General features: G+C 59.8%; 20 protein-coding genes. 10 read left to right on the top strand and 10 right to left on the bottom strand.

Features of this window, described 5'->3' with window-relative positions; genetic code table 11:
* Positions 1–462 precede the first annotated feature (462 nt).
* From garD to kdgD, 4 genes are all read right to left on the bottom strand, one after another.
* Positions 463–2,016, bottom strand: a complete 1,554-nt coding sequence (gene garD / locus ACXR0M_RS03920; protein ID WP_458830103.1) for a galactarate dehydratase — start codon at positions 2,014–2,016, stop codon at positions 463–465.
* Between the two features lie 11 nt (positions 2,017–2,027).
* Positions 2,028–3,392: an MFS transporter gene (locus ACXR0M_RS03915; RefSeq protein WP_458830101.1), complete on the bottom strand. Its 1,365-nt coding sequence runs from the start codon at positions 3,390–3,392 to the stop codon at positions 2,028–2,030.
* Positions 3,393–3,576: 184 nt separating this feature from the next.
* A complete protein-coding gene (locus ACXR0M_RS03910) occupies positions 3,577–5,022 on the bottom strand; it encodes an aldehyde dehydrogenase family protein (protein WP_458830099.1) in 1,446 nt (481 codons plus the stop codon).
* A 59-nt stretch (positions 5,023–5,081) separates the two neighbouring features.
* Positions 5,082–5,993 (bottom strand): 5-dehydro-4-deoxyglucarate dehydratase, encoded by a 912-nt coding sequence (gene kdgD, locus ACXR0M_RS03905; RefSeq protein WP_458830097.1) that lies wholly within the window; start codon positions 5,991–5,993, stop codon positions 5,082–5,084.
* 236 nt (positions 5,994–6,229) lie between these two features.
* Here kdgD and ACXR0M_RS03900 point away from each other — a divergent pair, with 236 nt between their 5' ends.
* Together ACXR0M_RS03900 and ACXR0M_RS03895 are read left to right on the top strand one after the other, a co-directional pair.
* Positions 6,230–7,543 (top strand): phospholipase, encoded by a 1,314-nt coding sequence (locus ACXR0M_RS03900; protein ID WP_458830095.1) that lies wholly within the window; start codon positions 6,230–6,232, stop codon positions 7,541–7,543.
* A 2-nt stretch (positions 7,544–7,545) separates the two neighbouring features.
* Positions 7,546–7,734 (top strand): hypothetical protein, encoded by a 189-nt coding sequence (locus ACXR0M_RS03895; RefSeq protein ID WP_458830094.1) that lies wholly within the window; start codon positions 7,546–7,548, stop codon positions 7,732–7,734.
* A 208-nt stretch (positions 7,735–7,942) separates the two neighbouring features.
* Here ACXR0M_RS03895 and ACXR0M_RS03890 read toward each other — a convergent pair whose 3' ends face one another.
* From ACXR0M_RS03890 to ACXR0M_RS03875, 4 genes are all read right to left on the bottom strand, one after another.
* Complete coding sequence (locus tag ACXR0M_RS03890; protein WP_024164483.1) at positions 7,943–8,692, bottom strand: FadR/GntR family transcriptional regulator; 750 nt, start codon at positions 8,690–8,692, stop codon at positions 7,943–7,945.
* 189 nt (positions 8,693–8,881) lie between these two features.
* Positions 8,882–10,609, bottom strand: a complete 1,728-nt coding sequence (locus ACXR0M_RS03885; RefSeq protein ID WP_458830092.1) for an ABC transporter ATP-binding protein/permease — start codon at positions 10,607–10,609, stop codon at positions 8,882–8,884.
* A gap of 96 nt (positions 10,610–10,705) precedes the next feature.
* Positions 10,706–11,266: a response regulator transcription factor gene (locus tag ACXR0M_RS03880; protein WP_003221630.1), complete on the bottom strand. Its 561-nt coding sequence runs from the start codon at positions 11,264–11,266 to the stop codon at positions 10,706–10,708.
* Positions 11,259–12,521, bottom strand: a complete 1,263-nt coding sequence (locus tag ACXR0M_RS03875; protein ID WP_458830089.1) for an ATP-binding protein — start codon at positions 12,519–12,521, stop codon at positions 11,259–11,261. Before ACXR0M_RS03875 ends, ACXR0M_RS03880 begins: the two co-directional genes overlap by 8 nt.
* 238 nt (positions 12,522–12,759) lie before the next feature.
* On the opposite strand from ACXR0M_RS03875, the gene ACXR0M_RS03870 reads away from it, so the two are divergent.
* Positions 12,760–13,479 (top strand): SIMPL domain-containing protein, encoded by a 720-nt coding sequence (locus tag ACXR0M_RS03870; protein WP_458830087.1) that lies wholly within the window; start codon positions 12,760–12,762, stop codon positions 13,477–13,479.
* Positions 13,480–13,674: 195 nt separating this feature from the next.
* On the opposite strand, the gene ACXR0M_RS03865 is transcribed toward ACXR0M_RS03870, so the two are convergent.
* Entirely contained in the window at positions 13,675–13,863 is a 189-nt protein-coding gene (locus ACXR0M_RS03865; protein ID WP_458830085.1) for a hypothetical protein, read from the bottom strand.
* Positions 13,864–14,081: 218 nt separating this feature from the next.
* Positions 14,082–14,444, bottom strand: a complete 363-nt coding sequence (locus ACXR0M_RS03860) for a DUF6124 family protein (protein WP_458830083.1) — start codon at positions 14,442–14,444, stop codon at positions 14,082–14,084.
* 978 nt (positions 14,445–15,422) lie between these two features.
* Between ACXR0M_RS03860 and ACXR0M_RS03855 the strand changes: the two genes are divergently transcribed.
* From ACXR0M_RS03855 to ACXR0M_RS03825, 7 genes are all read left to right on the top strand, one after another.
* Complete coding sequence (locus tag ACXR0M_RS03855; protein ID WP_458830081.1) at positions 15,423–17,024, top strand: ABC transporter substrate-binding protein; 1,602 nt, start codon at positions 15,423–15,425, stop codon at positions 17,022–17,024.
* Positions 17,025–17,284: 260 nt separating this feature from the next.
* Positions 17,285–18,910, top strand: coding sequence for an ABC transporter substrate-binding protein (locus ACXR0M_RS03850; protein WP_458830079.1), 1,626 nt, complete (start codon positions 17,285–17,287; stop codon positions 18,908–18,910).
* Between the two features lie 303 nt (positions 18,911–19,213).
* Positions 19,214–20,812, top strand: coding sequence for an ABC transporter substrate-binding protein (locus ACXR0M_RS03845; RefSeq protein ID WP_458830077.1), 1,599 nt, complete (start codon positions 19,214–19,216; stop codon positions 20,810–20,812).
* A gap of 174 nt (positions 20,813–20,986) precedes the next feature.
* Positions 20,987–22,408, top strand: a complete 1,422-nt coding sequence (locus ACXR0M_RS03840) for an OprD family porin (RefSeq protein WP_458830075.1) — start codon at positions 20,987–20,989, stop codon at positions 22,406–22,408.
* Between the two features lie 78 nt (positions 22,409–22,486).
* Entirely contained in the window at positions 22,487–24,082 is a 1,596-nt protein-coding gene (locus ACXR0M_RS03835; RefSeq protein ID WP_458830073.1) for an ABC transporter substrate-binding protein, read from the top strand.
* Between the two features lie 73 nt (positions 24,083–24,155).
* Positions 24,156–25,166, top strand: a complete 1,011-nt coding sequence (locus tag ACXR0M_RS03830; RefSeq protein ID WP_458830071.1) for an ABC transporter permease subunit — start codon at positions 24,156–24,158, stop codon at positions 25,164–25,166.
* Positions 25,167–25,176: 10 nt separating this feature from the next.
* A complete protein-coding gene (locus ACXR0M_RS03825; protein WP_458830069.1) occupies positions 25,177–26,103 on the top strand; it encodes an ABC transporter permease subunit in 927 nt (308 codons plus the stop codon).

Below are 26,103 nucleotides of genomic sequence, written 5' to 3'. Positions count from 1 at the left end.
ACCCTAGCCCTCTCCCGGAGGGAGAGGGGACCGACCGCGTTGTCTTGCGTCAGACATTGACCTGCAAGACCGTGTCGATTATGGATTCGGCAAAGCACTTTCAGGTCGATCTAATTCTAAAATATTCCCGGATCGGCCCCCTCTCCCTCGGAAAGAGAGGGGACCGACCGCGTTGTCTTGCGTCAGACATCGACCTGCATGACCGTGTCGATTATGGATTCGGCAAAGCACTTTCAGGTCGATCTAATTCTAAAATATTCCCGGATCGGCCCCCTCTCCCTCGGAAAGAGAGGGGACCGACCGCGTTGTCTTGCGTCAGACATCGACCTGCAAGACTCTGTCGATTGTGGATTCGGCACGGATCTTTCAGGTCGATGTATTTCTAAAACATTCCCGGATCGGCCCCCTCTCCCTCCGGGAGAGGGCTGGGGTGAGGGTAGCTTTGGGCCTCCCCCAAAACCATCAAGTAATCGGCGCCGGATTGAACAGCGTAATGTCGTTATGCAGCTTGTGCTTCTCCGCCCAGGTCTGCTGTTTGCCGCTGGCCACATCCAGGTAGTAGTGGAACAACTCCCAGCCCAACTCCTCGATAGACGCGCGCCCGGTGGCAATCCGCCCGGCATCGATATCGATCAAGTCAGGCCAGCGCTGCGCCAACTCGGTACGGGTCGAAACCTTCACTACCGGCGCCATTGCCAGACCATACGGCGTACCGCGCCCGGTGGTGAACACATGCAGGTTCATCCCCGCCGCCAGTTGCAAGGTGCCGCAGACAAAATCACTGGCCGGCGTCGCGCAGAAAATCAGACCTTTCTGTTTGAAGCGCTCCCCCGGGCCGAGTACGCCATTGATCGCGCTGCTGCCGGATTTGACGATCGAGCCCAGCGACTTCTCGACAATGTTCGACAACCCGCCCTTCTTGTTGCCCGGCGTGGTGTTGGCGCTGCGGTCCGCTTCGCCTTTGGCCAGATAGCGGTCGTACCAGTCCATCTCACGCACCAGTTCCTCGGCGACGGTTTTGCTCTGGGCGCGGGAGGTCAGCAGGTAGATCGCGTCGCGCACTTCGGTGACTTCGGAAAACATCACCGTCGCCCCCGCACGCAGCAGCAGGTCCGAGGCATAGCCCAGCGCCGGGTTGGCGGTGATCCCGGAAAATGCATCGCTGCCGCCGCACTGCATGCCTAGGATCAGCTCGGAGGCCGGCACGGTTTCGCGGCGGCGCTGGTCGAGCTTCTTCAGACGCACTTCGGCCAGCGCCATGATTTGCTCGATCATCTCGGTAAAACCGTGGCTGGAATCCTGCAGGCGGTACAGCCACGGATCGCTCAAGTCCACCGACGCATCGTCTTCGTGCATCACCTGCCCGGCCTGCAATTTCTCGCAGCCGAGGCTGATCACCAGCGCTTCGCCCCCCAGGTTCGGGTTACGCGCCAGATTGCGCACGGTGCGAATCGGGATGTACGCGTCGGTGGCGGTGATTGCCACGCCGCAGCCATAACTGTGGGTCAGCGCCACTACGTCATCGACGTGCGGATACTTCGGCAGCAGCTCTTCCTTGATCTTTTTTACCGCGTGATCGAGCACGCCGGTGACGCACTGCACGGTGGTGGTGATGCCAAGAATATTGCGCGTACCGACGGTGCCGTCGGCGTTGCGATAACCCTCGAAGGTGAAGCCTTCCAGTGGAGCCTGCGCGGCCGGTACTTCGGTGGACAGCGGCAGGCTGTCCAGCGGCGGCGCGGTGGGCATGCGCAGTTGATCTTCCTTGACCCAGCTGCCACGCGGGATCGGCTGCAACGCGTAGCCAATGATCTCGCCGTAGCGAATCACCTGGCCGCCCTCGGGAATGTCCTCGAGGGTGACCTTGTGGCTCTGCGGCACAAAGTCCACGGTCACCAGTCCGTCGGGAAATTCAGTGCCGGCCGGCACGCCCTGGTCGTTGACCACAATCACTACGTTGTCCCGCTCGTGCAGGCGGATGTAGCGCGGCGAGTCGGAATGTTCAATCAACTGCATGACGCCGCTCCTCAGGAATGCGCTTGAGACAATTTACCGGTGATTTCAGAACCACCGTTGGTTGGAGGCTCTTTGAGCACTACGCGTTTGATCGGGCCGACGATCACCAGATAGCTGAACACTGCGACCAGCGCGTTGGCACCGACGAACACCAGCGCCCATTTGAACGAACCGGTGGAGCTGATGATGTAGCCAATCACGATCGGCGTGGTGATCGACGCGATGTTGCCGAAGGTGTTGAACAGGCCACCGCTCAGGCCGGCGATCTGCTTTGGCGAAGTGTCAGAGACCACCGCCCAGCCCAGTGCGCCCACGCCTTTGCCGAAGAACGCCAGGGCCATGAAGCCGACGACCATCCATTCCACATCAACATAGTTGCAGGCAACGATGCTGCTGGATACCAGCAGACCGGCGATGATCGGTGCCTTGCGGGCGAAGGTCAGCGAATGCCCTTTGCGCAGCAGGTAATCGGAAATCACCCCGCCGAGCACGCCGCCGATAAATCCGCAGATCGCCGGCAGCGAAGCGATGAAACCGGCCTTGAGAATGGTCATGCCACGCTCTTGCACCAGGTACACCGGGAACCAGGTCAGGAAGAAATAAGTGATGCCATTGATGCAGTACTGACCCAGATAAACGCCAAGCATCATGCGGTTGGTCAGCAACTGGCGGATGTAATCCCACTTCGGACCGTCAGCCTTTTTGCCTTTGTTCTGGTCCATGTCGACCATGCCGCCGTTGTCGGCGATGAACTGCACTTCCGCCTCGTTGGCCAGCGGGTGTTGACGCGGGCTGTGGATAACCTTGAGCCAGACCAGCGAGAAGATGATGCCGAGAATGCCCATGACAATGAACACGTGTTCCCAGCCGAAGCGATAGACGATCCAGCCCATCAGCGGTGCGAACAACACGGTGGCAAAGTATTGCGCCGAGTTGAAGATCGCCGAGGCGGTGCCGCGTTCAGCGGTCGGGAACCAGGCCGCGACAATTCGTGCGTTACCGGGGAACGATGGCGCCTCGGCCAGGCCCACCAGAAAGCGCAGCATGAACAGCGCGACAATCGCCGTGGACATGCCGAACTCACCGACAAAGCCTTGCAGCACGGTGAACAGCGACCAGGTAAAGATGCTCAGGGCATAGACTTTTTTCGAGCCGAAACGATCGAGCAGCCAGCCACCGGGAATTTGCCCGGCAACGTAGGCCCAACCGAAAGCGGAGAAGATATAACCGAGGGTGACCGCGTCGATGCCGAGGTCTTTTTGCAGGCTGGAACCGGCGATGGCGATGGTCGCGCGGTCGGCGTAGTTGATCGTGGTCACCAGAAACAGCATGAGCAGGATCAAATAGCGGACGTGAGTCGGCTTGGACGATTGCATGTAGATGTACTCCCACTGATTATTTTTATGCGCGGGTGGATCTTCTTTGGTGTTGCATGTACCCCTGTAGGAGCTGCCGCAGGCTGCGATCTTTTGATCTTGATCTTGAAAACAGGATCAAAAGATCGCAGCCTGCGGCAGCTCCTACAGGGGGCGGTGTCGGGGGCGACACCGCGTGCTGCGTTCAGGAGCCGATATAGGCGGTCTTCACCACCGTGTAGAACTCCTGCGCGTAGCGGCCTTGCTCACGTGAGCCATAGGATGAACCCTTACGGCCACCGAACGGAACGTGGTAATCGACACCGGCGGTCGGCAGGTTGACCATCACCATCCCGGCCTGCGAGTGGCGTTTGAAGTGGTTGGCGTACTTCAGCGAGGTGGTAGCGATACCGGCTGACAGGCCGAACTCGGTGTCATTGGCCATCGCCAGCGCCGCTTCGTAATCCGCCACGCGCACGACGTTGGCCACCGGGCCGAAGATTTCTTCGCGGCTGATGCGCATCGATGCTTCGCTGTCGGCAAACAGGGTTGGCGCGAGGAAGTAGCCTTCGGTGTCGCACGTCACCAGAGCGCCGCCGCTGACCAGACGCGCACCTTCGGACTGGCCGATGTCGATGTACTTCATGTCCTGTTCCAGCTGCGCCTGGGAAACGACCGGACCGATATCGGTACCGGATTTCAGCGCGTGGCCGACCTTGATCGACTTCATGCGCTCGGCCATCGCTTCGACGAACTGGTCGTGAATCCCGGCGGTAACGATCAAGCGGCTCGAGGCCGTGCAACGCTGGCCGGTGGAGTAGAACGCGCTCTGCACCGACAGCTCGACCGCTTGTTTGAGGTCGGCGTCGTCGAGAATGATCTGCGGGTTTTTGCCACCCATTTCCAGCTGTACTTTGGCCTGACGCGACACGCAGTTGACCGCGATCTGCCGGCCCACGCCCACCGAACCGGTGAAGCTGATGCCATCGACTTTCGGGCTGTTGACCAGTGCTTCGCCAACCACCCGACCGCTGCCCATCACCAGGTTGAACACGCCGGCCGGGAAGCCGGCGCGGGAGATGATTTCCGCCAGTGCCCAGGCGCAACCCGGCACCAGATCCGCCGGTTTCAGCACCACGCAGTTGCCGTAGGCCAGGGCCGGCGCGATCTTCCACGCCGGAATCGCAATCGGGAAGTTCCACGGAGTGATCAGGCCGACCACGCCGAGGGCTTCGCGGGTCACTTCGACGTTGACGCCCGGGCGCACCGACGCCACGTAGTCGCCGGACAGTCGCAGGCATTCACCAGCGAAGAATTTGAAGATGTTGCCGGCGCGGGTCACTTCACCGATAGCTTCAGGCAGGGTCTTGCCCTCTTCCCGGGCCAGCAGGGTGCCGAGCTCTTCGCGACGGGCGAGGATTTCCGTGCCGATCTTATCCAGCGAATCGTGGCGAGCCTGAATACCCGAAGTCGAATAAGCCGGGAACGCGGCACGGGCTGCGTCGATGGCGGCGTTAACCTGAGTCAGGTCAGCCTTGGCGTAGTCGCCGATGGTGTCGCTCAATTCGGACGGGTTGATGTTCGCCGAATAATCGGCACCGGCGACCCATTCACCGTTGATGTAGTTGTCGTAACGCTTGGAATCAGCCACAGAAAATTCTCCTCTCTACGCAAAAGCCGCTGATTGCTCAGCGGCCTCTTGGGTCGGTGTTATTGCGCGCCTTGCTTGTCGATCAGTGCGGCGAGCATTTCGTACTCTTCGCCGGTCAGGTCGGTCAGCGGCGCCCGCACCGGGCCTGCGTCATAGCCGGCAATTTTTGCCCCGGCCTTGACGATGCTCACGGCGTAACCGGCCTTGCGATTGCGGATGTCGAGGTACGGCAGGAAGAAGTCGTCGATGATCTTGCCGACGGTGGCGTGATCTTCACGGGCGATCGCGTGGTAGAAGTCCATCGCGGTTTTCGGGATGAAGTTGAACACCGCCGACGAGTAAACCGGCACGCCCAGCGCTTTATAGGCCGCGGCGTAGACTTCGGCGGTCGGCAGGCCGCCGAGGTAGCTGAAGCGATCGCCGAGGCGACGACGGATCGACACCATCAGCTCGATATCGCCCAGACCGTCCTTGTAACCGATCAGGTTCGGGCAGCGCTCGGCCAGACGTTCCAGCAGTGGCGCGGTCAGGCGGCAGACGTTGCGGTTGTAGACCACCACGCCGATGTTCACCGATTTGCACACCGCCTCAACGTGGGCGGCGACCCCGTCCTGGCTGGCTTCGGTCAGGTAGTGCGGCAGCAGCAACAGACCTTTGGCGCCTAGGCGCTCGGCTTCCTGAGCGTACTCGATGGCCTGACGGGTCGAACCACCGACACCGGCCAGAATCGGCACGCTGGTGGCACAGGTATCCACCGCGGTTTTGATGATTTGCGAATATTCGCTGGCCGCCAGGGAGAAGAATTCGCCAGTGCCGCCCGCCGCGAACAGGGCCGAAGCGCCGTACGGGGCCAACCATTCCAGACGCTTGATGTAGCCGGCGCGATTGAAATCGCCCTGAGCGTTGAAATCGGTGACCGGGAACGACAGCAGGCCGGCGGAGAGGATGGACTTCAGTTCTTGTGGATTCATTTTTCGAACACCCTGGTAGCAACGTTTTTTGTGAGTTTTATGATTCAGCCAGCGCTGAAGTTGTAGGTCATCGTACAACTTAAAAGATAACCGTCAACTGCATTTCATCGCTGACCGGCATTTTTTGTCGGACAGGATTCTTTCTTGACGTAGGAAAGTTCTCGTCTAGGCTGGATTTAACTGTATATACATACAGCTAAATTAAGCGCTATCGACGACATATCAAGGAGAAAGAAATGTCCGGACTGCACCCCAAACCGCAGGAAAAACCCACACCGCAGGTTGCCCGCTTCGATGATCTGTTTACCCCAGACGGGATTGGCTTCAGCGCCGACAACCCGCATCTGCTGCTGCACATTGCCGATGCTCACAGCGATGTCGAGCCGCTTACTGCCCTCCCCGGCCAACCGCGCAAAAGCCAAACGCAATTGCGCTTCGAAGGCGGCGAACACACGACCATCGGCGACAACACCCTGCTGCGCTTCGTCGAAAACGCCGAACCGATCCGCGCACAAAATGTGCAACTGCACCTGCCTAACGGCCTCGCCCTGACTTACGGCCAGATACTGGCCCTGGGTGGTGATTTCTACGGCGTGGTCGATCGGCCAATCAACGAAGGCGCGACCCCGGCCGATCGCCTGAACCGCTTCAATGCCGCCTTCGACTCCCTCGCCGTGCTGCCGGCATCGCGCGCCGAGGCGCCGCAGATTCTCGCGGTCATGCAAAAGGAGATCGACGCGGTTAAACAGGCGATCAAGGAAGGCAAACCAGCGCATGAAGCCTACGACGCGCTGGGTGATAAGTTGTCGGAAGAGTGGAACAAGCTCACCGGCGGCGGCAGTTTTATCTCCGCGCTGTTCCCCCTCGGACGGTACCTGAAACTGGCGGCAAACAACGCCGACCACTTTGGCGAATGGGCCAGACTGGCCTACATCGCCGGGCATACCGCCGCCCTGCAGACCGCCGTCGCGGCGCGCGCCAATCACGATGAGCAACAATTGGAACGGGCCTACGCGATGAACGCGTTCGCTGACCACTTCCTCACCGACCTGTTCTCTTCCGGTCATCTGCGCGTGCCACGCAAAGAGCTGGCAGCGGTGGTCACCCCGAGTGATCTGGGCTCGCTGGTGTCGCGTTTCATGCACGACGAGGACAGCAAATTCGGCCTCAAAGTACGCAACGCCCGTGGCGATCAATGGCGCGCCTACGGCGATAAGCGCTACTTCGAAGCCAGCGACACGGACAACCGCACTCAGGTCAATCTGGCCGTGCAGGCCTCGGCGGATGAGATCTTCGCCGCCTATCTCAGCGGCAACGTGCCCGCGCCGTCGACGTTCGCCGCGCTGCAGCGGCTGCCGGACCCGACCGCAGTGCTGAACCTTGCCGGCAACTTCTCACCGCTGTTCCGCGTCGAGGGCGGCAAGGTGCTGCGACGCAAAGACGTCAACAACCTCAACGACACCGCCACCGTCGATGACTGGTGGGGCTGGAGCACCTACCTGCTGCTCAAGGACTACCACCCGACGGGCAACGTCAATCAAGGAGAATGAGCATGACGATCAAATTGAAACTGGAACTGGCGTCGGGGCAGTCGCTGCAAGGCGCACCGCTGGAGTTGCTGGCCGATGGCAAGCCGATTGCCCGGGGGGTTGTGGATAAGTCGGGCGAGGTGATATTTGCCGCCAGACTGGGTAAAGCGCGGCTGGCTGTGCGGGTGGATCGGTCGATATTGCCGCGCTGACTTCACCGGCCCCATCGCTGGCAAGCCAGCTCCCACAGTGATGGATGTCGCACACAAAATTCGCTGCAATCCATGACCCTGTGGGAGCTGGCTTATCAGCCACAGAAATTGATGGCGCACACGAAATCCGCTGCGACGCATAACCCTGTGGGAGCTGGCTTGCCAGCGATGGCAGTGGGTCAGGCGCGAACAGCCCCCCGCCAGACACTTACCCCCGCTGCGCCTGCGCCTCTTCATGCGCCTGACGCAACCGCTCGCGGCTGTTGGTCAGATGCAGGCGCATCGCCGCCCGCGCCGCATCGGAATCCTGACGGGCAATGGCCTCGTAGATTTCCTCGTGCTCACGGCTCAGACGGTTCATGTAGTGCTGCTGATCATCGTGGGCCAATCGCGCCGAATTCAGCCGCGTACGCGGAATGATGCTAGTGCCCAGGTGGGTCATGATGTCGGTGAAGTAGCGGTTGCCGGTGGACAGGGCGATTTCCAGGTGGAAGGCGAAGTCCGAGGCCACCGCATCGCTGGCGTGGGCCACGCTGTCGTTCAGCGCATCGAGCGCGGCGCGCATGGTCGCCAGTTGTTCGGGGCTGCGCCGTTGCGCGGCGAGGCCGGCGGACTCCACTTCCAGGCTGATGCGCAATTCGAGAATCGCCAGCACGTCACGCAGGGTGACGACCGTGGCCGGGTCGATGCGGAAACCGCTGGGGCTTGGCGTGTCGAGCACAAAGGTGCCGATGCCGTGACGGGTTTCCACCTGGCCGGCGGCCTGCAAACGGGAAATCGCCTCGCGCACCACGGTGCGGCTTACGCCATGCTCCTGCATGATCGCCGACTCCGTGGGCAGCTTGTCGCCACGTTTGAGCAGACCGTCGCGGATCTGCTCGGTCAGCACCGTCACCAGCTCCTGGGCCAGGCTGCGGCGCTTGCGCGGGAGACGTGGGGTGTCGATCGGGTTTTCCATGATTGGCGTCTGGTCTCGAAAATTCGGCTTGGTGAACATCATAGCGCAGGCGGGTTGTACGATCACCGCCCAGTCAAAATACGGTTCCTGTAGGAGCTGCCGCAGGCTGCGATCTTTTGCCTTTGATTGTTAAAAAACAAGATCAAAAGATCGCAGCCTGCGGCAGCTCCTACAGGGGATTGGTGTGGGTCAGGCGGTCACGGCTTGCTCCACCAGATGCCCGCTGTCGATCCGTACATGCCGTGGGTGGAAGCGTTTGAGGCTGCTGCGATGGCCGACGCTGACAATGCTCAACCCCGGCAACTGATCGATCAGCGCCTGATACAGCGTCGCCTCGTCCTCTTCATCCATCGCCGAGGTCGCTTCGTCCATGTACAGCCATTGCGGGGCGTAGAGCAGCGCGCGGGCGAAGGCCAGACGTTGCTGTTCACCCGGCGAGAGCATGCGCTGCCAGTGATTGGCCTCATCCAGCCGCGCCACCAGATGCGGCAGACGGCAGGTTTCCAGCACCTGCGCGTAGCGCTCTGGCGCGTACGTGTCGCCCGGTTGTGGATAACTCAGGGCCTCGCGCAGGGTGCCGATCGGCAGGTACGGTTTCTGCGGCAGGAACAGGTAGCGCGCCGCCGGCAACCGGATGTTGCCGTGGCCCGCCGGCCACAAATGCCCCATCGCCCGCAGCAAGGTGGACTTGCCGCTGCCGGAGCGGCCGCTGAGCATCACCCGCTCGCCCGGTTCAACGGTCATGTCGGCATTGGTCAGCAGATGACGACCATCCGCCAGATCCAGGCCGAGGTTGTGCACGTTCAGCTCGCTACCCTGATTCTGCACATCGATGGCCGGGATACGTTCTTCGTTGTCGGTCATGGCCTGACGGAAACTCAGCAGACGATCACAGGTGGCGCGCCATGCCGCGAGACTCTGGTAGGCACTGATGAACCAGCTGAAACTCTCCTGAACATTGCCGAATGCCGAGCTGATCTGCATCAGCTCACCAAGCTCGATCTTGCCGGCGAGGTAACGCGGCGAGGCAACGATGAACGGGAAAATAATGGCTGCCTGGCTGTAACCTGCGGTGAAGAAGGTCAGACGCTTGGACACTTTCATGATGTCCCAGAAGTTCTGCCAGACATTGCCGAAGCGCCCGCTCAAGCGGCGATTTTCGTTCGGCTCGCCGTTGTACAATGCGATGCTCTCGGCATTTTCGCGAATCCGCACCATGGAAAAACGCAGGTCGGCTTCAAAGCGTTGTTGTTGGTTGTTCAGGCCGATCAGGCGACGACCGATCAAGTGCGTCAGCCAACTGCCCACCACGGCGTAGACCAGCACGCACCAGAACATGTAGCCGGGAATGGTGATGCCATAAACTTCAATGCTGCCCGACACGCCCCACAGAATGATCGAGAACGACACCAGGCTGACGATATTGCGCAGCAGGCCGATCCCCAGTTCCAGGGTGTTGGAGGTGAAATTGTTGAGGTCTTCGGAAATCCGCTGGTCCGGGTTATCGGTGTAACCGCCCTGCTCCAGCTGGTAGTAATTCTTGTTGGCGAGCCAGCGCGAGAAGTGCTTTTCGGTCAGCCAGGCACGCCAGCGAATCGTCAGCATCTGCGTCAGATAAAGCCGATACACCGCACCGATGATCGCCACTGCGGCAATCGCGCAGAAGTACAGAATCAGTTGCCAGAACGCCGCTTCATCTTTCTTCTGCAGCGCGTTATAGAAATCCTTGTACCAGGTGTTGAACCACACCGAGATGCCCACGCTGAGCAATGACAGTGCGATCACCGCAATCAGCAGGGTCCAGGCCTTGCCCTTCTCTTCACTGCGCCAGTAAGGCGTGATGATTCCCCACACCTTGCGAAAAAACTGCCCGCGCACAGCATCGTTGACCGCGGAATATTCAGCGTTCTGATTCATGGAAAAGGCTCGATAAAGATAAGAACAGACACGCACCGATCATAGATGATCGATGCGTGTTATCGCGAGGGCTGGCGATGGCCGTTCAGCGCAGGTTCAGCGACGAACCGGGCGCTTCTGCAGTTTGCGCTGCAGGGTGCGGCGGTGCATGCCCAGGGCGCGGGCAGTGGCGGAAATGTTGCCTTCGTGCTCGGTCAGCACACGCTGGATGTGCTCCCACTGCAGACGGTCCACCGACATCGGGTTTTCCGGCACCAGGCTGTCGAGGTCGGCGTGCTCGGAAAGCAGCGCGGCCAGCACGTCGTCGGCGTCGGCCGGTTTGCACAGGTAGTTGCAGGCGCCGCGCTTGATCGCTTCCACAGCGGTGGCAATGCTCGAATAACCGGTGAGGATCACCACGCGCATTTCCGGGTCCAGCTCCAGCAGCTTGGGCAGCAGCACCAGACCGGAGTCGCCGTCCATTTTCAGGTCCAGCGCGGCGTAGTCCGGCAGATCGGCCTGAGCGATGGTCAGGCCTTCTTCGGCGGAACCGGCGGTGCTGACGCGAAAGCCGCGGCGGGCCATGGCACGGGCCATCACGCGGGTGAAGGTCGCGTCGTCGTCGACCAGCAGCAAATGCGGCAGTTCTTCGCCTTCGACTTGGATTTCGTCACTCATGTTGGTCTCCTCGGGCGCCGTGGGGCAGGCGCAGCTCGGTGAGCGTGCCGCCTTCCTCATGACTATAGAGTTTCACTGAGCCGCCGGCGCGTGTCACGCTGGCCTTGCTCAAAAACAGGCCCAGGCCGAAACCTTTGCCCTTGGTGGTAAAAAACGGTTTGCCGATCTGCTCGGCGATGGCCAGCGGCACACCGGCGCCGTGGTCACGAATGCTGATGGTCACGGTTTCCACGTCCCAGTCCAGCGTCACCTGAAGATTTTCCGCGCAGGCGTCGGCGGCATTGTTTAGCAGATTGAGCAGCGCCTGGGTCAGGTCCGGCGGCGGCGCCATGCGCGGCACGCTGCCCTGGCCGAGACGCTGGAAGCGATAACTGGCTTCCGGACGCATCAGGTGCCAGCGGTTCAGCGCTTCGTCGAGCCACTGGGTGACGTCCTGCATCTCCACCGCCATCCGCCGATTGGCTTCGGCGGCGCGCACCAGTTGCTGCAGGGTCTCTTTGCACAACTTGACCTGATCCTGCAGCACCTTGAGATCGTCCTGCAGCATGGCGTCGGGATGGTCCTGCTGCATCTCCTTGAGCAACACGCTCATGGTCGCCAGCGGCGTGCCAAGTTCATGCGCGGCGCCGGCCGCCTGGGTGGCGACCGCGAGCAACTGCTGGTCGCGCAGGCCTTCTTCGCGGCGAATCGCGCGCAACTCTTCCTGACGCCGCAGCTCTTCAGCCATGCGCGCGGCGAAGAACGTGATCACCGCAGCGGCCAGCGCAAAGCTCAGCCACATGCCGTAGATCTGCAGGTTCTCGCGGGCCACCGGCAGGGTTTCCAGCGGATAGAAGCGCGTCAGCATCAGGGTGTACAGCGCCAGCGCGATGCCGGACAGAATCACCGAATAACGCCACGGCAGCGTCACCGCGGCAATGGTCAGCGGCACCAGATAATAAGACACGAACGGATTGGTCGAACCGCCGGAGAAATACAGCAGCGCACTGTGGATCACCAGATCGCAAGCCAGTTGCAGCGCATATTCAAGCTCAGTCACCGGCCATGACGTGCGCAGGCGCACGGCGGTGAACACGCAGAGCAGAATCGAACAGCCGAGGGTCATCGCCAGTTGCACCCACGGCAACGGCAACAATTGCAGCCAGTAGGCCAGGCCAACGGAACCGGCCTGCGCGGCCAGCACCAGGGTGCGGATGAACGTCAGTCGCCAGAGGTTCTGGCGCGTGGCGGAAGTCAGTTGTACGGGGGCGAGCATGAGCTCTCCTGATGAGCGCTCCAGGCGGATCGCACGGAGTATAACCAAGGCGCGGCCTCGAGAGGCGAAAGTGCGGCAAACGACCACACTGCACAAAGCTGCAAGTTTCAAGCTGCAAGCTATAAGTAAAAGCTTTTAGCTTGCAGCTTGAGGCTTGCAACTTGCCGCTGCTTTCCGGAGTCTGATGGTTTCACGCAGGCCCCCGACTGATCACCTGCGCCCATATCAAGGAGCCTTCATGCACACTTTTCGCCGCAGCGCCGCCCTTCTCGCCCTGACCGTTGGTAGCGTCGCCAGCCTTCCGGCCCTGGCCGCCGATGAGCTGCACTACAACCAGATCTCACTGCGCGCCGAAGCCAGCCAGGAAGTGGCCCGCGACCTGATGATCGTGACGCTCTACACCGAAGAGCAAAACACCGACCCGGCCAAACTCGCCGCCGACGTCAGCACCACCATGAACAAGGCTCTGGGCCAGGCCAAGCAAGTCAAAGACATCACCCTGCGCCAGGGCAGCCGCAACAGCTACCCGATCTACGACACCAAAGGCCAGAAAATCACCGGCTGGCGTGAACGCGCCGAACTGCGCCTGGAAAGCACCGACTTCGCCGCCCTGTCCAAACTCACCGGCGAACTGCTGACCGACATGAAAATGGGCGGCATGGACTTCGCCATCGCCGAGCCGACCCGCAAGGCCAGCGAAGACCAACTGCTCAAAGAAGCCGTCAACGCCTTCAAGGCCCGCGCCCAACTGGCCACCGACGCCCTGGGCGGCAAGGGCTACAAAATCGTCAACCTGAACCTCAACAGCAACGGCTACCCACAACCGTACATGCGCGCCCCGATGATGATGAAAGCCGCGGGCATGGCGGATTCGGCACCGGTCACGCCGGAAGTCGAAGCCGGCACCAGCCAGGTCAGCCTGACCGCCGATGGCTCGATTGAAGTGTTGATGCAGTGAGTTGATGCGGGCTGAATGAGAAACCGGCGATCAGAGGATGATCGCCGGTTTTTTTGTGCCCGGGATTTCTGTTGTTTGATCTGCCGCCATCGCTGGCAAGCCAGCTCCCACAAAGTCGTGCGCCGGTTTCAAAATCAGCACAAAACCTGTGGGAGCTGGCTTGCCAGCGATGAACGATAACGCGGTGCCCGAGCATCAATGGTTGTATTGATCACGCAAAATCATATTGATAGCGTGCTGCCAACCCTCATCTTCTGTTCCAAACTGACAGTCGTCCAAGAGATGCCCATTAAGGTAAACCTGCCACCAGGAATTGGTCGTCGCAGAGACATGTAGAACTATGTAACCGCGTCGCTCTGCATCAGTCTTTTCTTCAGGCGTCATGTCTATTTCCTTATGAGAATTGGCGTTCGTTAAAGCCGGGCGCCTGACATACAGCAGGCCCGACGGAAGGCCAGATACATGTTCAATCAACTGAGGCGTCGCAGCTACTGTCAGACCTGACAGGTATGCCGACAGCAAAGCAGGCAGAGCCGCTCCCACATTTGAAATGCATTCCCCCTGTGGGAGCGGGCTTGCTCGCGAAGAACGATAACGCGGTCTCAAGCCTGCGGATCAACCCGATCCAGCGCCCGATTCACCGCCAGCTCGGCCAGCATGATGATCTGCTGGATCGCCAGCGCCGTATTGCGCTGCGGGCGGCTGAGCTGATCGGCGAAGTCGCTGGCCATGGTGTTGGCCGAGGCCAGCGACTCACAGGCGTGAGCCAGCAGACTTTCGGTATCGACGCCGGGATGGACGAGGAACATCGAGCTGGGTGGGCGTGGTTTTGTGGCTTCGGGGCATAGGTAGAAGTCGAGGGCGCGTTTTATGGCTTCGCGGTTTTTGGCGAGGTCTTCGGCGTGGAGGGCTTCAGCGAGCGGAGTTGTGGGTTCGAGCGGTGGATCTGGGACTGGCTTGGTCATTGGATAACCCTATTTTGCAAAAGAACGCCAACACTTGCCGTTTCTCACGCGGCGGAGTGGGTGGCAGCTATGTGCGGGGTGAGAAACCGGAAAAATAGGAAACCGGCCAGACCGAAGTCTGCCCGCACACAGCCGCCATAACGTAATTGCTGGCAGCGGATAGCCGTCGGCAATTATGCGGACACGTGGAGTGAATCACTAATTTTTCAGGGTTCTCACACCCGATCGCTGAGTTTTCAGCGACAACTCAAGGCTAGAGCCCCGGCGTCCGACGGACAACCTGAAAACCTTGTGGGAAGGTTCTGGGTTTTTCACACACTCTTAAACACAACCGAACGCAATGTAGGAGCTGCCGAAGGCTGCGATCTTTTGATTTTGATTTTAAAAACAAGATCAAAAGATCGCAGCCTTCGGCAGCTCCTACAGGGGACTGGATGCAGTCTGCTGGATATTGGTCGGCTGTCAGGCCGCCATCGCTGGCAAGCCAGCTCCCACAAAAGCAAGATCAAAAGATCACAGCCTTCGGCAGCTCCTACACAGGATGAGCGTTAGCTCGGCTGCAGCTCTTGATCTTGATCCACGGGCGACGTCGGGAGGCTGAGTGGAGGGATTTATCCGGGGGTGGGAGCGCAGCGACCGTGCGGCGCAGCCGCACACATCGAGAGGAGGTGCAGCGAAGCAAACCGTAGGCGATGCCCCCGGATGAATCCCGGAGCGAAGGGACCCCGAGCCTTAGCGAGCGGGCCGGACGCAGGAGAAAGCGTTTTTTTGCTTACTTTTTTTAGGCGTTTGTAAAAAAAGTGAGTCGCCGTAAGGGCGAAACCATAAGAGGCCGTTACCGCAGCAACGGATATGTACCCGACCAAAGCCGCCACATATACCGAGATAGACACTTCAACAGAAAAAACGATATTTCCGAACCACCCCAAATCCCCGCTACTCTGAAACCATAACCACGCCAATCTACCCGGGGACTCCATGCCAAGATCCACCCTCAAACCGCTCCTGATCTCCCTGGCCCTGGCCACCACCGCCCCGCTGGCAAACGCCGCCACCACCCTGGTCTACTGCTCCGAAGCCAGCCCGGCAGGCTTCGACCCCAGCCAATACACCAGCGGCACCGACTTCGACGCCTCCGCCGAAACCGTCTTCAACCGCCTCACCCAATTCCAGCGCGGCGGCACCGACATCGAACCCGGCCTTGCGACCAAATGGGACGTCTCCAGCGACGGCCTCCAGTACACCTTCCACCTGCGCCAAGGCGTGAAATTCCACACCACGGAATATTTCACTCCGACCCGCGACTTCAACGCCGACGACGTGCTGTTCACCTTCCAGCGCCTGCTCGACCCGGACAACGCCTTCCGTAAGGCCTACCCCGCCGAGTCCCCGTACTTCACCGACATGGGCATGAACACCACGATCAAGTCAGTGGAAAAAATCGACGACCAGACCGTGCGTTTCAACCTGAACAACGTCGACGCCGCATTCGTGCAGAACCTCGCCATGAGCTTCGCCTCGGTGCAATCGGCCGAATACGCCGCGCAACTGTTGAAGGAAGGCAAAGCCGCCGACCTCAACCAGAAACCGGTGGGCACCGGCCCGTTCGTGTTCAAGCGCTACCAGAAGGATTCGCAGATCCGCTACGCCGCCAACCCGGCCTACTGGAAACCGGAAGATGTGAAGATCGACAACCTGATCTTCTCGATCACCCCCGACGCCGCCGTGCGCCTGCAGAAGCTCAAGACCGGCGAATGCCAGGTCAGCGGCTACCCGCGTCCGGCCGACATCGAAGTGATGGAAAAAGACCCGAACCTGCGCGTGCTCAAGCAGGCCGGTTTCAACCTCGGTTTCCTCGCCTACAACACCACCCATGCGCCGCTGGATCAGCTCAAGGTGCGGCAGGCACTGGACATGGCCATCGACAAACCGGCGATCATCAAAGCCGTCTACCAGAGCGCCGGCCAGCTCGCGCAAAACGCCTTGCCGCCGGCGCAGTGGTCGTACGACCCTAACATCAAGGACGCGCCGTATGACCCGGTGAAAGCCAAGGCGCTACTCAAGGAAGCCGGGGTTGCACCGGGTACCACCATCAACTTGTGGGCGATGACCGTGCAGCGCGCCTCCAACCCGAACGCACGAATGTCGGCGCAGATGATCCAGCAGGACTGGGACAAGATCGGCATCAAGGCCAACATCGTCAGCTATGAATGGGGCGAGTACATCAAGCGCGCGAAAAATGGCGAACACGACGCCATGATCTATGGTTGGACAGGCGACAACGGCGACCCGGACAACTGGCTCGGCGTGCTTTACAGCTGCGCGGCGGTCAAGGGCAGCAACTACGCCAAGTGGTGCGATCCGGCCTACGACAAGCTGGTGCAACAGGCCAAGGTCACGACCGACAAGGCGCAACGGGTAAAACTGTATCAACAGGCGCAACTGATCCTTAAACAGCAGGTGCCGATCACCCCGATTGCCAACTCCACGGTGTTCCAGCCGCTGCGCAAGGAAGTCAGCGACTTCAAGATCAGTCCGTTTGGCCTGACGCCCTTCTATGGCGTGGGTATAAATAAGTAACACCAAGCCCCAAGGCGGCGCGCAGAACGTGACCGGCGCACCGTTTTGGGGCTTCATTTGCACCGTAAAAACCACCCGCAAACGGTCAAATGCGTCAACTATTATACAAATGCGACATTAAGGTACGTTCGTGCCACGCTTTGAGGCCAGCAGTCGCTCTGGATCTTGCATTGGGTATGGCCCCTGCATAAGTATCCGCAGGCACGACTCACGAGGTCGTACCTCACTACTAAAAAATGACAACAAATCATGAGGCCAACATGCTTAAACACGCGGTCATTCCGTTTTTAGTCGGCGCAGGCTTGTTAGCCTCCGCACCGTTCGCATCCGCTGCGACTAACCTGGTGTTCTGCTCCGAAGGGAGCCCGGCCGGTTTCGATCCAGGCCAGTACACCACCGGAACCGACTTCGACGCCTCAGCCGAAACCATGTTCAACCGCCTGAGCCAGTTCGAGCGTGGCGGCACCGCGGTTATTCCGGGCCTGGCCACCAGCTGGGACATTTCCCCGGACGGTCTGACTTACACCTTCCACCTGCGTGAAGGCGTGAAGTTCCACACCACCCCGTATTTCAAGCCGACTCGTGAGTTCAACGCCGACGACGTGCTGTTCACCTTTAATCGCATGATTAACAAGGATGACCCGTTCCGTAAGGCGTACCCGACCGAATTCCCGTACTTCACCGACATGGGGATGGACACCAACATCACCAAGATCGATAAAGTCGACGACCACACCGTCAAGTTCACCCTCGCCCAGGTTGACGCCGCGTTTATCCAGAACATGGCCATGAGCTTCGCCTCGATCCAGTCCGCCGAGTACGCTGCCCAGCTGCTCAAGGAAGGCAAGGCTGCCGACATCAACCAGAAGCCGATCGGCACCGGCCCGTTCGTGTTCAAGAGCTACCAGAAAGACTCGAACATCCGTTACACCGGCAACAAGGACTACTGGAAACCTGAGGACGTGAAGATCGACAACCTGATCTTCGCCATCACCACCGACCCATCGGTGCGCATCCAGAAACTGAAAAAGAACGAATGCCAGGTCACCCTGTTCCCGCGTCCGGCGGATCTCGCGGCGCTGAAAGCCGACAAGACCCTGAAGATGCCTGACCAGGCCGGTTTCAACCTCGGCTACATCGCCTACAACGTGATGGACAAGGTCAAGGGCAGCAACGAGCCTAACCCGCTGGCCGACCTGCGCGTACGTCAGGCGCTGGACATGGCGGTGAACAAGCCGCAGATCATCGATTCGGTTTATCAGGGCGCCGGCCAACTGGCCGTCAACGCCATGCCGCCGACCCAGTGGTCTTACGACACCACCATCAAGGACGCCAAGTACGATCCTGAAAAAGCCAAGCAACTGCTCAAGGAAGCTGGCGTCAAGGAAGGTACCGAGATCGTTCTGTGGGCGATGCCGGTGCAGCGTCCGTACAACCCGAACGCCAAGCTGATGGCTGAAATGCTCCAGTCCGACTGGAAGAAGATCGGCCTCAACGTGAAGATCACCAGCTACGAGTGGGGCGAGTACATCAAGCGTTCCAAAGGTGGCGAGAACCAGGCCATGATCATTGGCTGGAGCGGTGACAATGGTGACCCGGACAACTGGCTGAACGTGCTGTTCGGCTGCGACTCGCTCAGCGGCAACAACTTCTCCAAGTGGTGCGACAAGAAGTTTGATGGTCTGGTCAAGGAAGCCAAACGCACTACCGACCAGGCCAAGCGCACCGAACTGTACAAACAGGCGCAACACGTCCTCAAAGATGCAGTCCCGATGACACCTATCGCTCACTCGACGGTGTATCAACCCATGCGCGCCGAAGTGCAGGACTTCAAGATCAGCCCATTTGGCTTGAACTCCTTCTACGGCGTCAGCGTCAGCAAATAAAAAATCACAGCGGTGACGTTTTCAGCGTCGCCGCTGTTTTTTTCTGCCGACTAGCCAGGAATTTGCCTACATCCGTTTCCGCCACGCTTTACCAGCGTGATACAGGACGTGTTGCCTTTTCCTACGAGTCTTTAGGACTCAGCGCATTTACTGCCAGACCCACGGCCCCTACCGTCGGGTTCTGACCAGTGACTGCGTGGGCTATCGGTTTTGCTGTGCGTACTGGTTTGAGCTCGATGCAGCCACAACCTCCCTGGACGGGATCGCGGCGCATCGGAACAACACTAAAAAAGAGGGAGCGTCATGCGCCATACCTTGGTTTTTTCCGCATTGCTGGGCGCCGGCCTGTTGGCTGCCACGTCCGCCAGTTACGCCGCCAGCAACAGCCTGGTGTTCTGCTCCGAAGGCAGCCCGGCGGGTTTTGATACCGCGCAATACACGACGGCGACCGATAACGACGCCGCCGAGCCGCTGTACAACCGTCTGGTCGAATTCGAAAAAGGCGCGACCAACGTCGTACCGGGTCTGGCAACCAAGTGGGATATTTCCGAGGATGGTCTCAAGTACACCTTTCACCTGCGCGAAGGGGTGAAATTTCATACAACGCCGTACTTCAAACCGACGCGCGATTTCAACGCCGACGACGTGCTGTTCACCTTTAACCGCATGCTCGATCCGCAACAGCCATTCCGTAAGGCTTATCCGACCGAATTCCCGTACTTCAACGGCATGAGCCTGAACAAGAACATCGCCAAGGTCGAAAAGACCGGGCCGCTGACCGTGGAGTTCACGCTCAACAGCGTCGACGCCGCGTTCATCCAGAACATCGCCATGAGCTTCGCTTCCATCCTGTCCGCCGAATACGCCGACAAGCTGCTGGCCGAAGGCAAGCCGAGCGACATCAACCAGAAACCGGTCGGTACCGGGCCGTTCGTGTTCAAGAGCTATCAGAAAGACTCGAACATCCGTTACACCGGCAACGAGCATTACTGGGACCCGAGCCGGGTCAAGCTGAAGAACCTGATCTTCGCGATCAACACCGACGCCTCGGTGCGCGTGCAGAAGCTCAAGGCCGGCGAATGCCAGATCACCCTGCATCCGCGTCCTGCCGATGTTGAAGCGCTGAAGGCCGACCCGAAACTGCAACTGATCTCCAAGCCGGGCTTCAACCTCGGTTACATCGCCTACAACGTGCGGCACAAACCCTTCGACCAGCTCGAAGTGCGTCAGGCGCTGGACATGGCGGTGAATAAACAGGGGATTCTCAACGCCGTTTATCAGGGCGCCGGACAACTGGCGGTCAACGCCATGCCACCGACCCAATGGTCCTACGATGACACCATCAAGGACGCCGCCTACAACCCGGAAAAAGCCAAAGAGCTGCTCAAGGCTGCCGGCGTCAAGGAAGGCACCGAAATCACCCTGTGGGCGATGCCGGTGCAGCGTCCGTACAACCCCAACGCCAAACTGATGGCCGAAATGCTCCAGGCAGACTGGGCCAAAATCGGTCTGAAAGTGAAGATCGTCAGCTACGAATGGGGCGAGTACATCAAGCGCACCAAGAATGGCGAACACGACATCAGCCTGATCGGCTGGACCGGTGACAACGGTGACCCGGACAACTGGCTGGGCACCCTGTACAGCTGCGACGCCATCGGCGGCAACAACTACTCCATGTGGTGCGATCCGGCTTACGACAAGCTGATCAAAGAGGCCAAGGTCGTCACCGACCGCGACCAGCGCACCACGCTCTACAAACAGGCGCAGCAGTTGCTCAAGCAGCAAGTGCCGATCACGCCGGTCGCCCACTCCACGGTCAACCAGCCGTTAAGCGCCCGGGTTGAAGGCTTCAAGGTCAGCCCGTTCGGTCGCAACGTGTTCTCGGGCGTCAGTATCGATTAACCCAAGCGATTAGCCGCAATGCCGAGGGGGCCGTCTACCCCCTCGCGCAAGCGCTTTGCCGAAATTCGCCAATCCGGCCTTTGGCAAACGTTTGCGTTGTGTGAATGAGTTCTAAACCAATAACCGGCCCACCCAAAAAAGCCGGCATAAAAAGAAAGTAAAGGAGCTTCACCCATGAAACTGAGCAGCACCGCGATACTGGCCCTGGCCATCAGCAGCATCACCGCCACGGCGTATGCCGAAAACGTGAGTCAGGAATTCGTTCCGACCACCCTGGCCGGCAGTAGCGCCCAAAGCGAGGCCAAAGGCTTTATCGATGGACAAAGCCTGGGCGGCACCACTCGCAACTGGTACGCCAATGAACTGAAGCGTCGCGATGACACCTTCAGCTACGTGAAAAACAGCGACAAGAACACTTCCCCTGTCGTAAAGACACCGACCCCGCGTCGTATCAACTGGGTGCAGGGCACTATCGTCAACTACACCTCGGGCTTCACCCAGGGCACCGTTGGCGTCAGCACCGAAGTCGCCGCCTACAACGCCATCGTTCTGGACCGTGATCGCAAGGATATCGCCGGCGGCTCCAACCGCACTCTGGCGGACTCCAATGGCGATGCCGTGGACCAGTGGAGCAAACTGGGTCTGGCCAACGTCAAGTTCCGTGTCTCGAACACGACCCTGACCGCCGGTCGCCAGAACTTCAGCACGCCGATCGTCGACGTTATCGGCAACCGTCCGCTGCCTTCGAGCTTCGAAGGTATCAGCCTGCACAGCGAAGAATTCAACAACCTGTCGTTCGACCTGGCCGGTTTCGACCGCGTCTCGCCGCGTACCGAACAGAGCCTGTCGAAATTCCGTACCGAATACTCGGCCACTGGCGTTGAAACCGACAAGGTCTACACCGCCGGTGTGAACTATCAGCCGCTCAAGAGCCTGAAAACCAGCCTCTACGTCGCCAATGTCGAAGACTTCTGGAACCAGTACTACTTCGGCGGCACCCACGAGCTGGGTGACAGCCAGGTACTGAGCCTGACCACCGGCCTGAACTACTACAAGACCGTCGACGAAGGCAAAAAGTTGATGGGCAACATCGACAACGACACCTACTCCCTGTCGTTCGGCCTGACCCACCAGGCGCACAGCCTGACCTTCTCGTACCAGCAAGTTAACGGTAACGAGTACTTCGACTACCTGCACGAAACCAACGGCATCTACCTGGCCAACTCCCTGCTGTCGGACTTCAACGGCCCGAACGAGAAATCCTTCCAGATTGCCTACGGCATCAACATGGCCGAATACGGCGTGCCGGGCCTGAAGTTCAATATCTACCAGGCTCGCGGCTGGGGCATCGACGGTACTCACTACACCGGCACCGCCTACACCGATCCAGGCGCCAAACGCGGCGACCTGAGCCTGATGGACGGCGAAAGCCACTACGAATACGGCATCGGCGCGTCTTACGCCGTGCAGAGCGGTCCGCTCAAGGCCACCGCTATTCGCGCGACCTACACCACTCACCGCGCGAGCGAGCACCAGGCTGACGGCAACATCAACGAGTTCCGTCTGGTGACCACGATTCCATTCAACATCCTGTAAAAAACGCCAACCGACGGCTGACTCATGAAGAGTCGGCCGTTCGGTTTTTTGTCTTCAACCGATTGCAGAGGGTTATCGATGAAAATGCTTCCCCTACGTGCGGCCGTCGCGGCTGCGTTGTTGAGCGCCGCCATCGGCGTCTCGGCCAAACCCTTGGTGGTCTGCACCGAAGCCAGCCCGGAAGGCTTCGATATGGTCCAGTACACTACTGCAGTCACTGCCGATGCGGTGGCCGAAACCATCTTCAACCGTCTGGCGGACTTCAAGCCCGGCACCACTGAAGTGATTCCGGCGCTGGCCGAGTCCTGGGACATCAGTGAAGACGGCCTGACGTACACGTTCCACCTGCGCAAAGGCGTCAAGTTTCACACCACCGAATACTTCAAGCCGACGCGCGACATGAACGCCGACGACGTGGTCTGGAGCTTCCAGCGTCAGCTGGACCCGAATCACCCGTGGCACAAACTGTCGAGCGTGGGCTTCCCGTACTTTGAGAGCATGGGCTTCAAGGAGCTGCTCAAAAACGTGGAAAAAGTCGACGACAACACGGTCAAGTTCACCCTGACCCGCCGCGAAGCGCCGTTCCTGGCCGACATCGCAATGGCGTTCTCCTCGATCTATCCGGCCGAATACGCCGACCAGTTGCTCAAATCCGGCAAGACCGGCGACCTCAACAACAAACCGGTCGGCACCGGCCCTTTCGTGTTCCAGCGTTACAACAAGGACGCGCAAGTGCGTTTCAAGGCCAACCCGGACTACTTCCGTGGCAAGCCACCGGCTGATGCGTTGATCTTGGCGATTGCCACCGACAACAACGTGCGCCTGCAGAAGCTCAAGGCCAACGAGTGCCAGGTCGCGCTGTATCCGAAACCGGATGACATCCCGAGCATCAAGAAAGACAACAACCTGAAAGTCGACGAGCTGGACGCGATGACCGTCTCGTACGTGGCGATGAACACCCAGCACAAATACCTGAGCGACGTGCGCGTGCGTAAGGCCATCGACATCGCCTTCGACAAGGAAGCCTACGTCAACGCGCTGTTCGGCAAAGGCAACGCGACGGTCGCGGTCAACCCGTACCCGCCCACCCTGCTGGGCTACAACCACGACCTGAAGAATCCGCCACGCGATCTCGACAAGGCCCGCGCCCTGCTGAAAGAAGCCGGGGTTCCGGACGGCACGGTGTTTACCCTGTTTACCCGTAACGGCGGCGGCCCGACCAACCCGAACCCGATGCTCGGCGCGCAAATGATGCAGGCTGACCTGGCGAAAGTCGGGATCAAGATCGATATCCGCGTGATGGAATGGGGCGAAATGCTCAAGCGCGCCAAGGCCGGCGAGCATGACATGGTGTCGGCCGGATGGGCGGGCGACAACGGCGACCCGGATAACTTCCTGACGCCTATGCTCAGTTGCGAAGCGGCGAAGAACGGCGAAAACTACGCGCGCTGGTGCAACGAGAAATTCCAGGCACTGCTCGACGAAGCACGGGCTAAAGTAGATCCGGCCGAACGGGCCAAACTCTATGAGCAAGCCCAGGTCTTGTTTAATCAGGACCAACCGTGGATCAGCATGGCCCACACCCGGATGTTTACCGCAATGCGCAACAACGTAGAGGGTTATCACATCAGCCCTCTCACCACTAATAACTTCGCCACCACCCAGGTGAAGTAGATAAGAAACGCCCGGCCGCCCTGACCCCAGGGCGGCCGGGCATGCCTAACCGGCTGATGAGGTACCACACAAGATGTTTAGTTTTATTGCCCGCCGACTGGGGTTGTTGATCCCCACGTTTTTCGGCATCACCCTGCTGACTTTCGCGTTGATTCGCATGATTCCTGGCGACCCCGTGGAAGTGATGATGGGCGAACGTCGGGTTGACCCCGAAATGCACGCTCAGGCAATGGAACGCCTTGGTCTGAACAAACCGCTGTATGCCCAGTATCTGGACTACGTCGGCAAGCTGGCCCACGGCGACCTGGGTGAATCCCTGCGGACCCGTGAAAGCGTATGGACCGAGTTCAAGCAATTGTTCCCGGCGACCTTTGAACTGTCGATGGCCGCCCTGTTCTTCGCCGGCGTGTTCGGCTTGCTGGCCGGTGTCATCGCCGCGCTCAAGCGAGGATCTCTGTTCGACCATGGGGTAATGGGCATCTCCTTGACGGGATACTCGATGCCGATCTTCTGGTGGGGCCTGATTCTGATCATGTTTTTCTCGGTGAGCCTCGGCTGGACGCCGGTTTCCGGGCAAAACGACCTGCTGATCGACGTGGAGCGCAAAACCAACTTCATGCTGATCGACACGTGGCTCAGTGACGAGCCGGGCGCGTTGCTCGACTATTTGCATCACCTGATTCTGCCCGCCATCGTGCTGGGGACCATTCCGCTGGCGGTCATCGCCCGCATGACGCGCTCCTCGATGCTCGAAGTACTGCGCGAAGACTACATCCGCACCGCCAAGGCCAAAGGCCTGTCGCCGGCACGCGTGGTATTCGTTCACGGCCTGCGCAACGCGCTGATTCCGGTACTGACCGTGGTTGGCCTGCAAGTCGGCACCCTGCTGGCCGGTGCGGTACTGACTGAAACCATCTTCTCGTGGCCCGGCATCGGCAAATGGCTGATCGAAGCGATCGGCGCCCGTGATTACCCCGTCGTGCAAAACGGCATCCTGCTGATTGCCTGCATTGTGATCCTGGTCAACTTCGTGGTGGACATCCTCTACGGCTTTGCCAACCCACGCATCCGTCATCAGCGCTGAGGTCAATTCCATGAGCACTCCAACTTCCTCGGCAGCCACCACCACGTCCACCGTGGATCAAAGCCTGCTGTACCCGTCGCCGTACAAAGAATTCTGGCAAGCATTTGCCAAGAACAAAGGCGCCGTCGCCGGTCTGATGTTTTTCAGCCTGATCGTGTTCTGCGCAATCTTTGCTCCCTGGGTTGCCCCACACAATCCGAGCGAACAATACCGGGACTTCCTGCTGACCCCGCCAGTGTGGCTCGAAGGCGGGCAATGGCGGTTTTTCCTCGGCACTGACGAACTGGGCCGGGATCTGCTGTCACGCCTGATTCAGGGTTCCCGGCTGTCGCTGCTGATCGGCCTGTCGTCTGTGGTCATGTCGTTGATTCCGGGCATCATGATGGGTCTGCTGGCCGGCTTCTTCCCGAAAGTACTCGGCCCGACCATCATGCGTCTGATGGACATCATGCTGGCCCTGCCGTCGCTGCTGCTGGCTGTGGCGATCGTCGCCATCCTCGGCCCTGGCCTGATCAACACCGTGATCGCGATTGCCGTGGTTTCGCTGCCGTCCTACGTGCGTCTGACCCGTGCCGCCGTGATGGGCGAACTGAACCGCGACTACGTCACCGCCGCCCGTCTGGCCGGCGCCAGCCTGCCGCGCTTGATGTTCATCACCGTGCTGCCCAACTGCATGGCACCGCTCATCGTTCAGGCCACCCTGAGCTTCTCTTCGGCGATCCTCGACGCCGCGGCGCTGGGCTTCCTCGGCCTTGGCGTACAACCGCCAACCCCTGAGTGGGGCACCATGCTGGCCTCGGCCCGCGACTACATCGAACGCGCCTGGTGGGTCGTCAGTCTGCCTGGTTTGACCATTTTGCTCAGCGTGCTGGCAATCAACTTGATGGGCGACGGTCTGCGCGATGCGCTGGACCCGAAACTCAAGAACGCCGCCTGA

The sequence above is a fragment of the Pseudomonas sp. Eth.TT006 genome (assembly GCF_054456575.1).
This window is presented reverse-complemented; position numbering and strand designations above follow the sequence as displayed.

Bases quoted from the DNA above. Each gene is read 5' to 3' on its own strand.
- garD (WP_458830103.1), bottom strand. From the start codon at position 2,016: ATGCAGTTGATTGAACATTCCGACTCGCCGCGCTACATCCGCCTGCAC.
- ACXR0M_RS03890 (WP_024164483.1), bottom strand. From the start codon at position 8,692: ATGGAAAACCCGATCGACACCCCACGTCTCCCGCGCAAGCGCCGCAGC.
- ACXR0M_RS03860 (WP_458830083.1), bottom strand. From the start codon at position 14,444: ATGACCAAGCCAGTCCCAGATCCACCGCTCGAACCCACAACTCCGCTC.
- ACXR0M_RS03880 (WP_003221630.1), bottom strand. From the start codon at position 11,266: ATGAGTGACGAAATCCAAGTCGAAGGCGAAGAACTGCCGCATTTGCTG.
- ACXR0M_RS03870 (WP_458830087.1), top strand. From the start codon at position 12,760: ATGCACACTTTTCGCCGCAGCGCCGCCCTTCTCGCCCTGACCGTTGGT.
- kdgD (WP_458830097.1), bottom strand. From the start codon at position 5,993: ATGAATCCACAAGAACTGAAGTCCATCCTCTCCGCCGGCCTGCTGTCG.
- ACXR0M_RS03895 (WP_458830094.1), top strand. From the start codon at position 7,546: ATGACGATCAAATTGAAACTGGAACTGGCGTCGGGGCAGTCGCTGCAA.
- ACXR0M_RS03845 (WP_458830077.1), top strand. From the start codon at position 19,214: ATGCGCCATACCTTGGTTTTTTCCGCATTGCTGGGCGCCGGCCTGTTG.
- ACXR0M_RS03855 (WP_458830081.1), top strand. From the start codon at position 15,423: ATGCCAAGATCCACCCTCAAACCGCTCCTGATCTCCCTGGCCCTGGCC.
- ACXR0M_RS03825 (WP_458830069.1), top strand. From the start codon at position 25,177: ATGAGCACTCCAACTTCCTCGGCAGCCACCACCACGTCCACCGTGGAT.
- ACXR0M_RS03840 (WP_458830075.1), top strand. From the start codon at position 20,987: ATGAAACTGAGCAGCACCGCGATACTGGCCCTGGCCATCAGCAGCATC.
- ACXR0M_RS03835 (WP_458830073.1), top strand. From the start codon at position 22,487: ATGAAAATGCTTCCCCTACGTGCGGCCGTCGCGGCTGCGTTGTTGAGC.
- ACXR0M_RS03915 (WP_458830101.1), bottom strand. From the start codon at position 3,392: ATGCAATCGTCCAAGCCGACTCACGTCCGCTATTTGATCCTGCTCATG.
- ACXR0M_RS03885 (WP_458830092.1), bottom strand. From the start codon at position 10,609: ATGAATCAGAACGCTGAATATTCCGCGGTCAACGATGCTGTGCGCGGG.
- ACXR0M_RS03850 (WP_458830079.1), top strand. From the start codon at position 17,285: ATGCTTAAACACGCGGTCATTCCGTTTTTAGTCGGCGCAGGCTTGTTA.
- ACXR0M_RS03830 (WP_458830071.1), top strand. From the start codon at position 24,156: ATGTTTAGTTTTATTGCCCGCCGACTGGGGTTGTTGATCCCCACGTTT.
- ACXR0M_RS03900 (WP_458830095.1), top strand. From the start codon at position 6,230: ATGTCCGGACTGCACCCCAAACCGCAGGAAAAACCCACACCGCAGGTT.
- ACXR0M_RS03875 (WP_458830089.1), bottom strand. From the start codon at position 12,521: ATGCTCGCCCCCGTACAACTGACTTCCGCCACGCGCCAGAACCTCTGG.
- ACXR0M_RS03865 (WP_458830085.1), bottom strand. From the start codon at position 13,863: ATGACGCCTGAAGAAAAGACTGATGCAGAGCGACGCGGTTACATAGTT.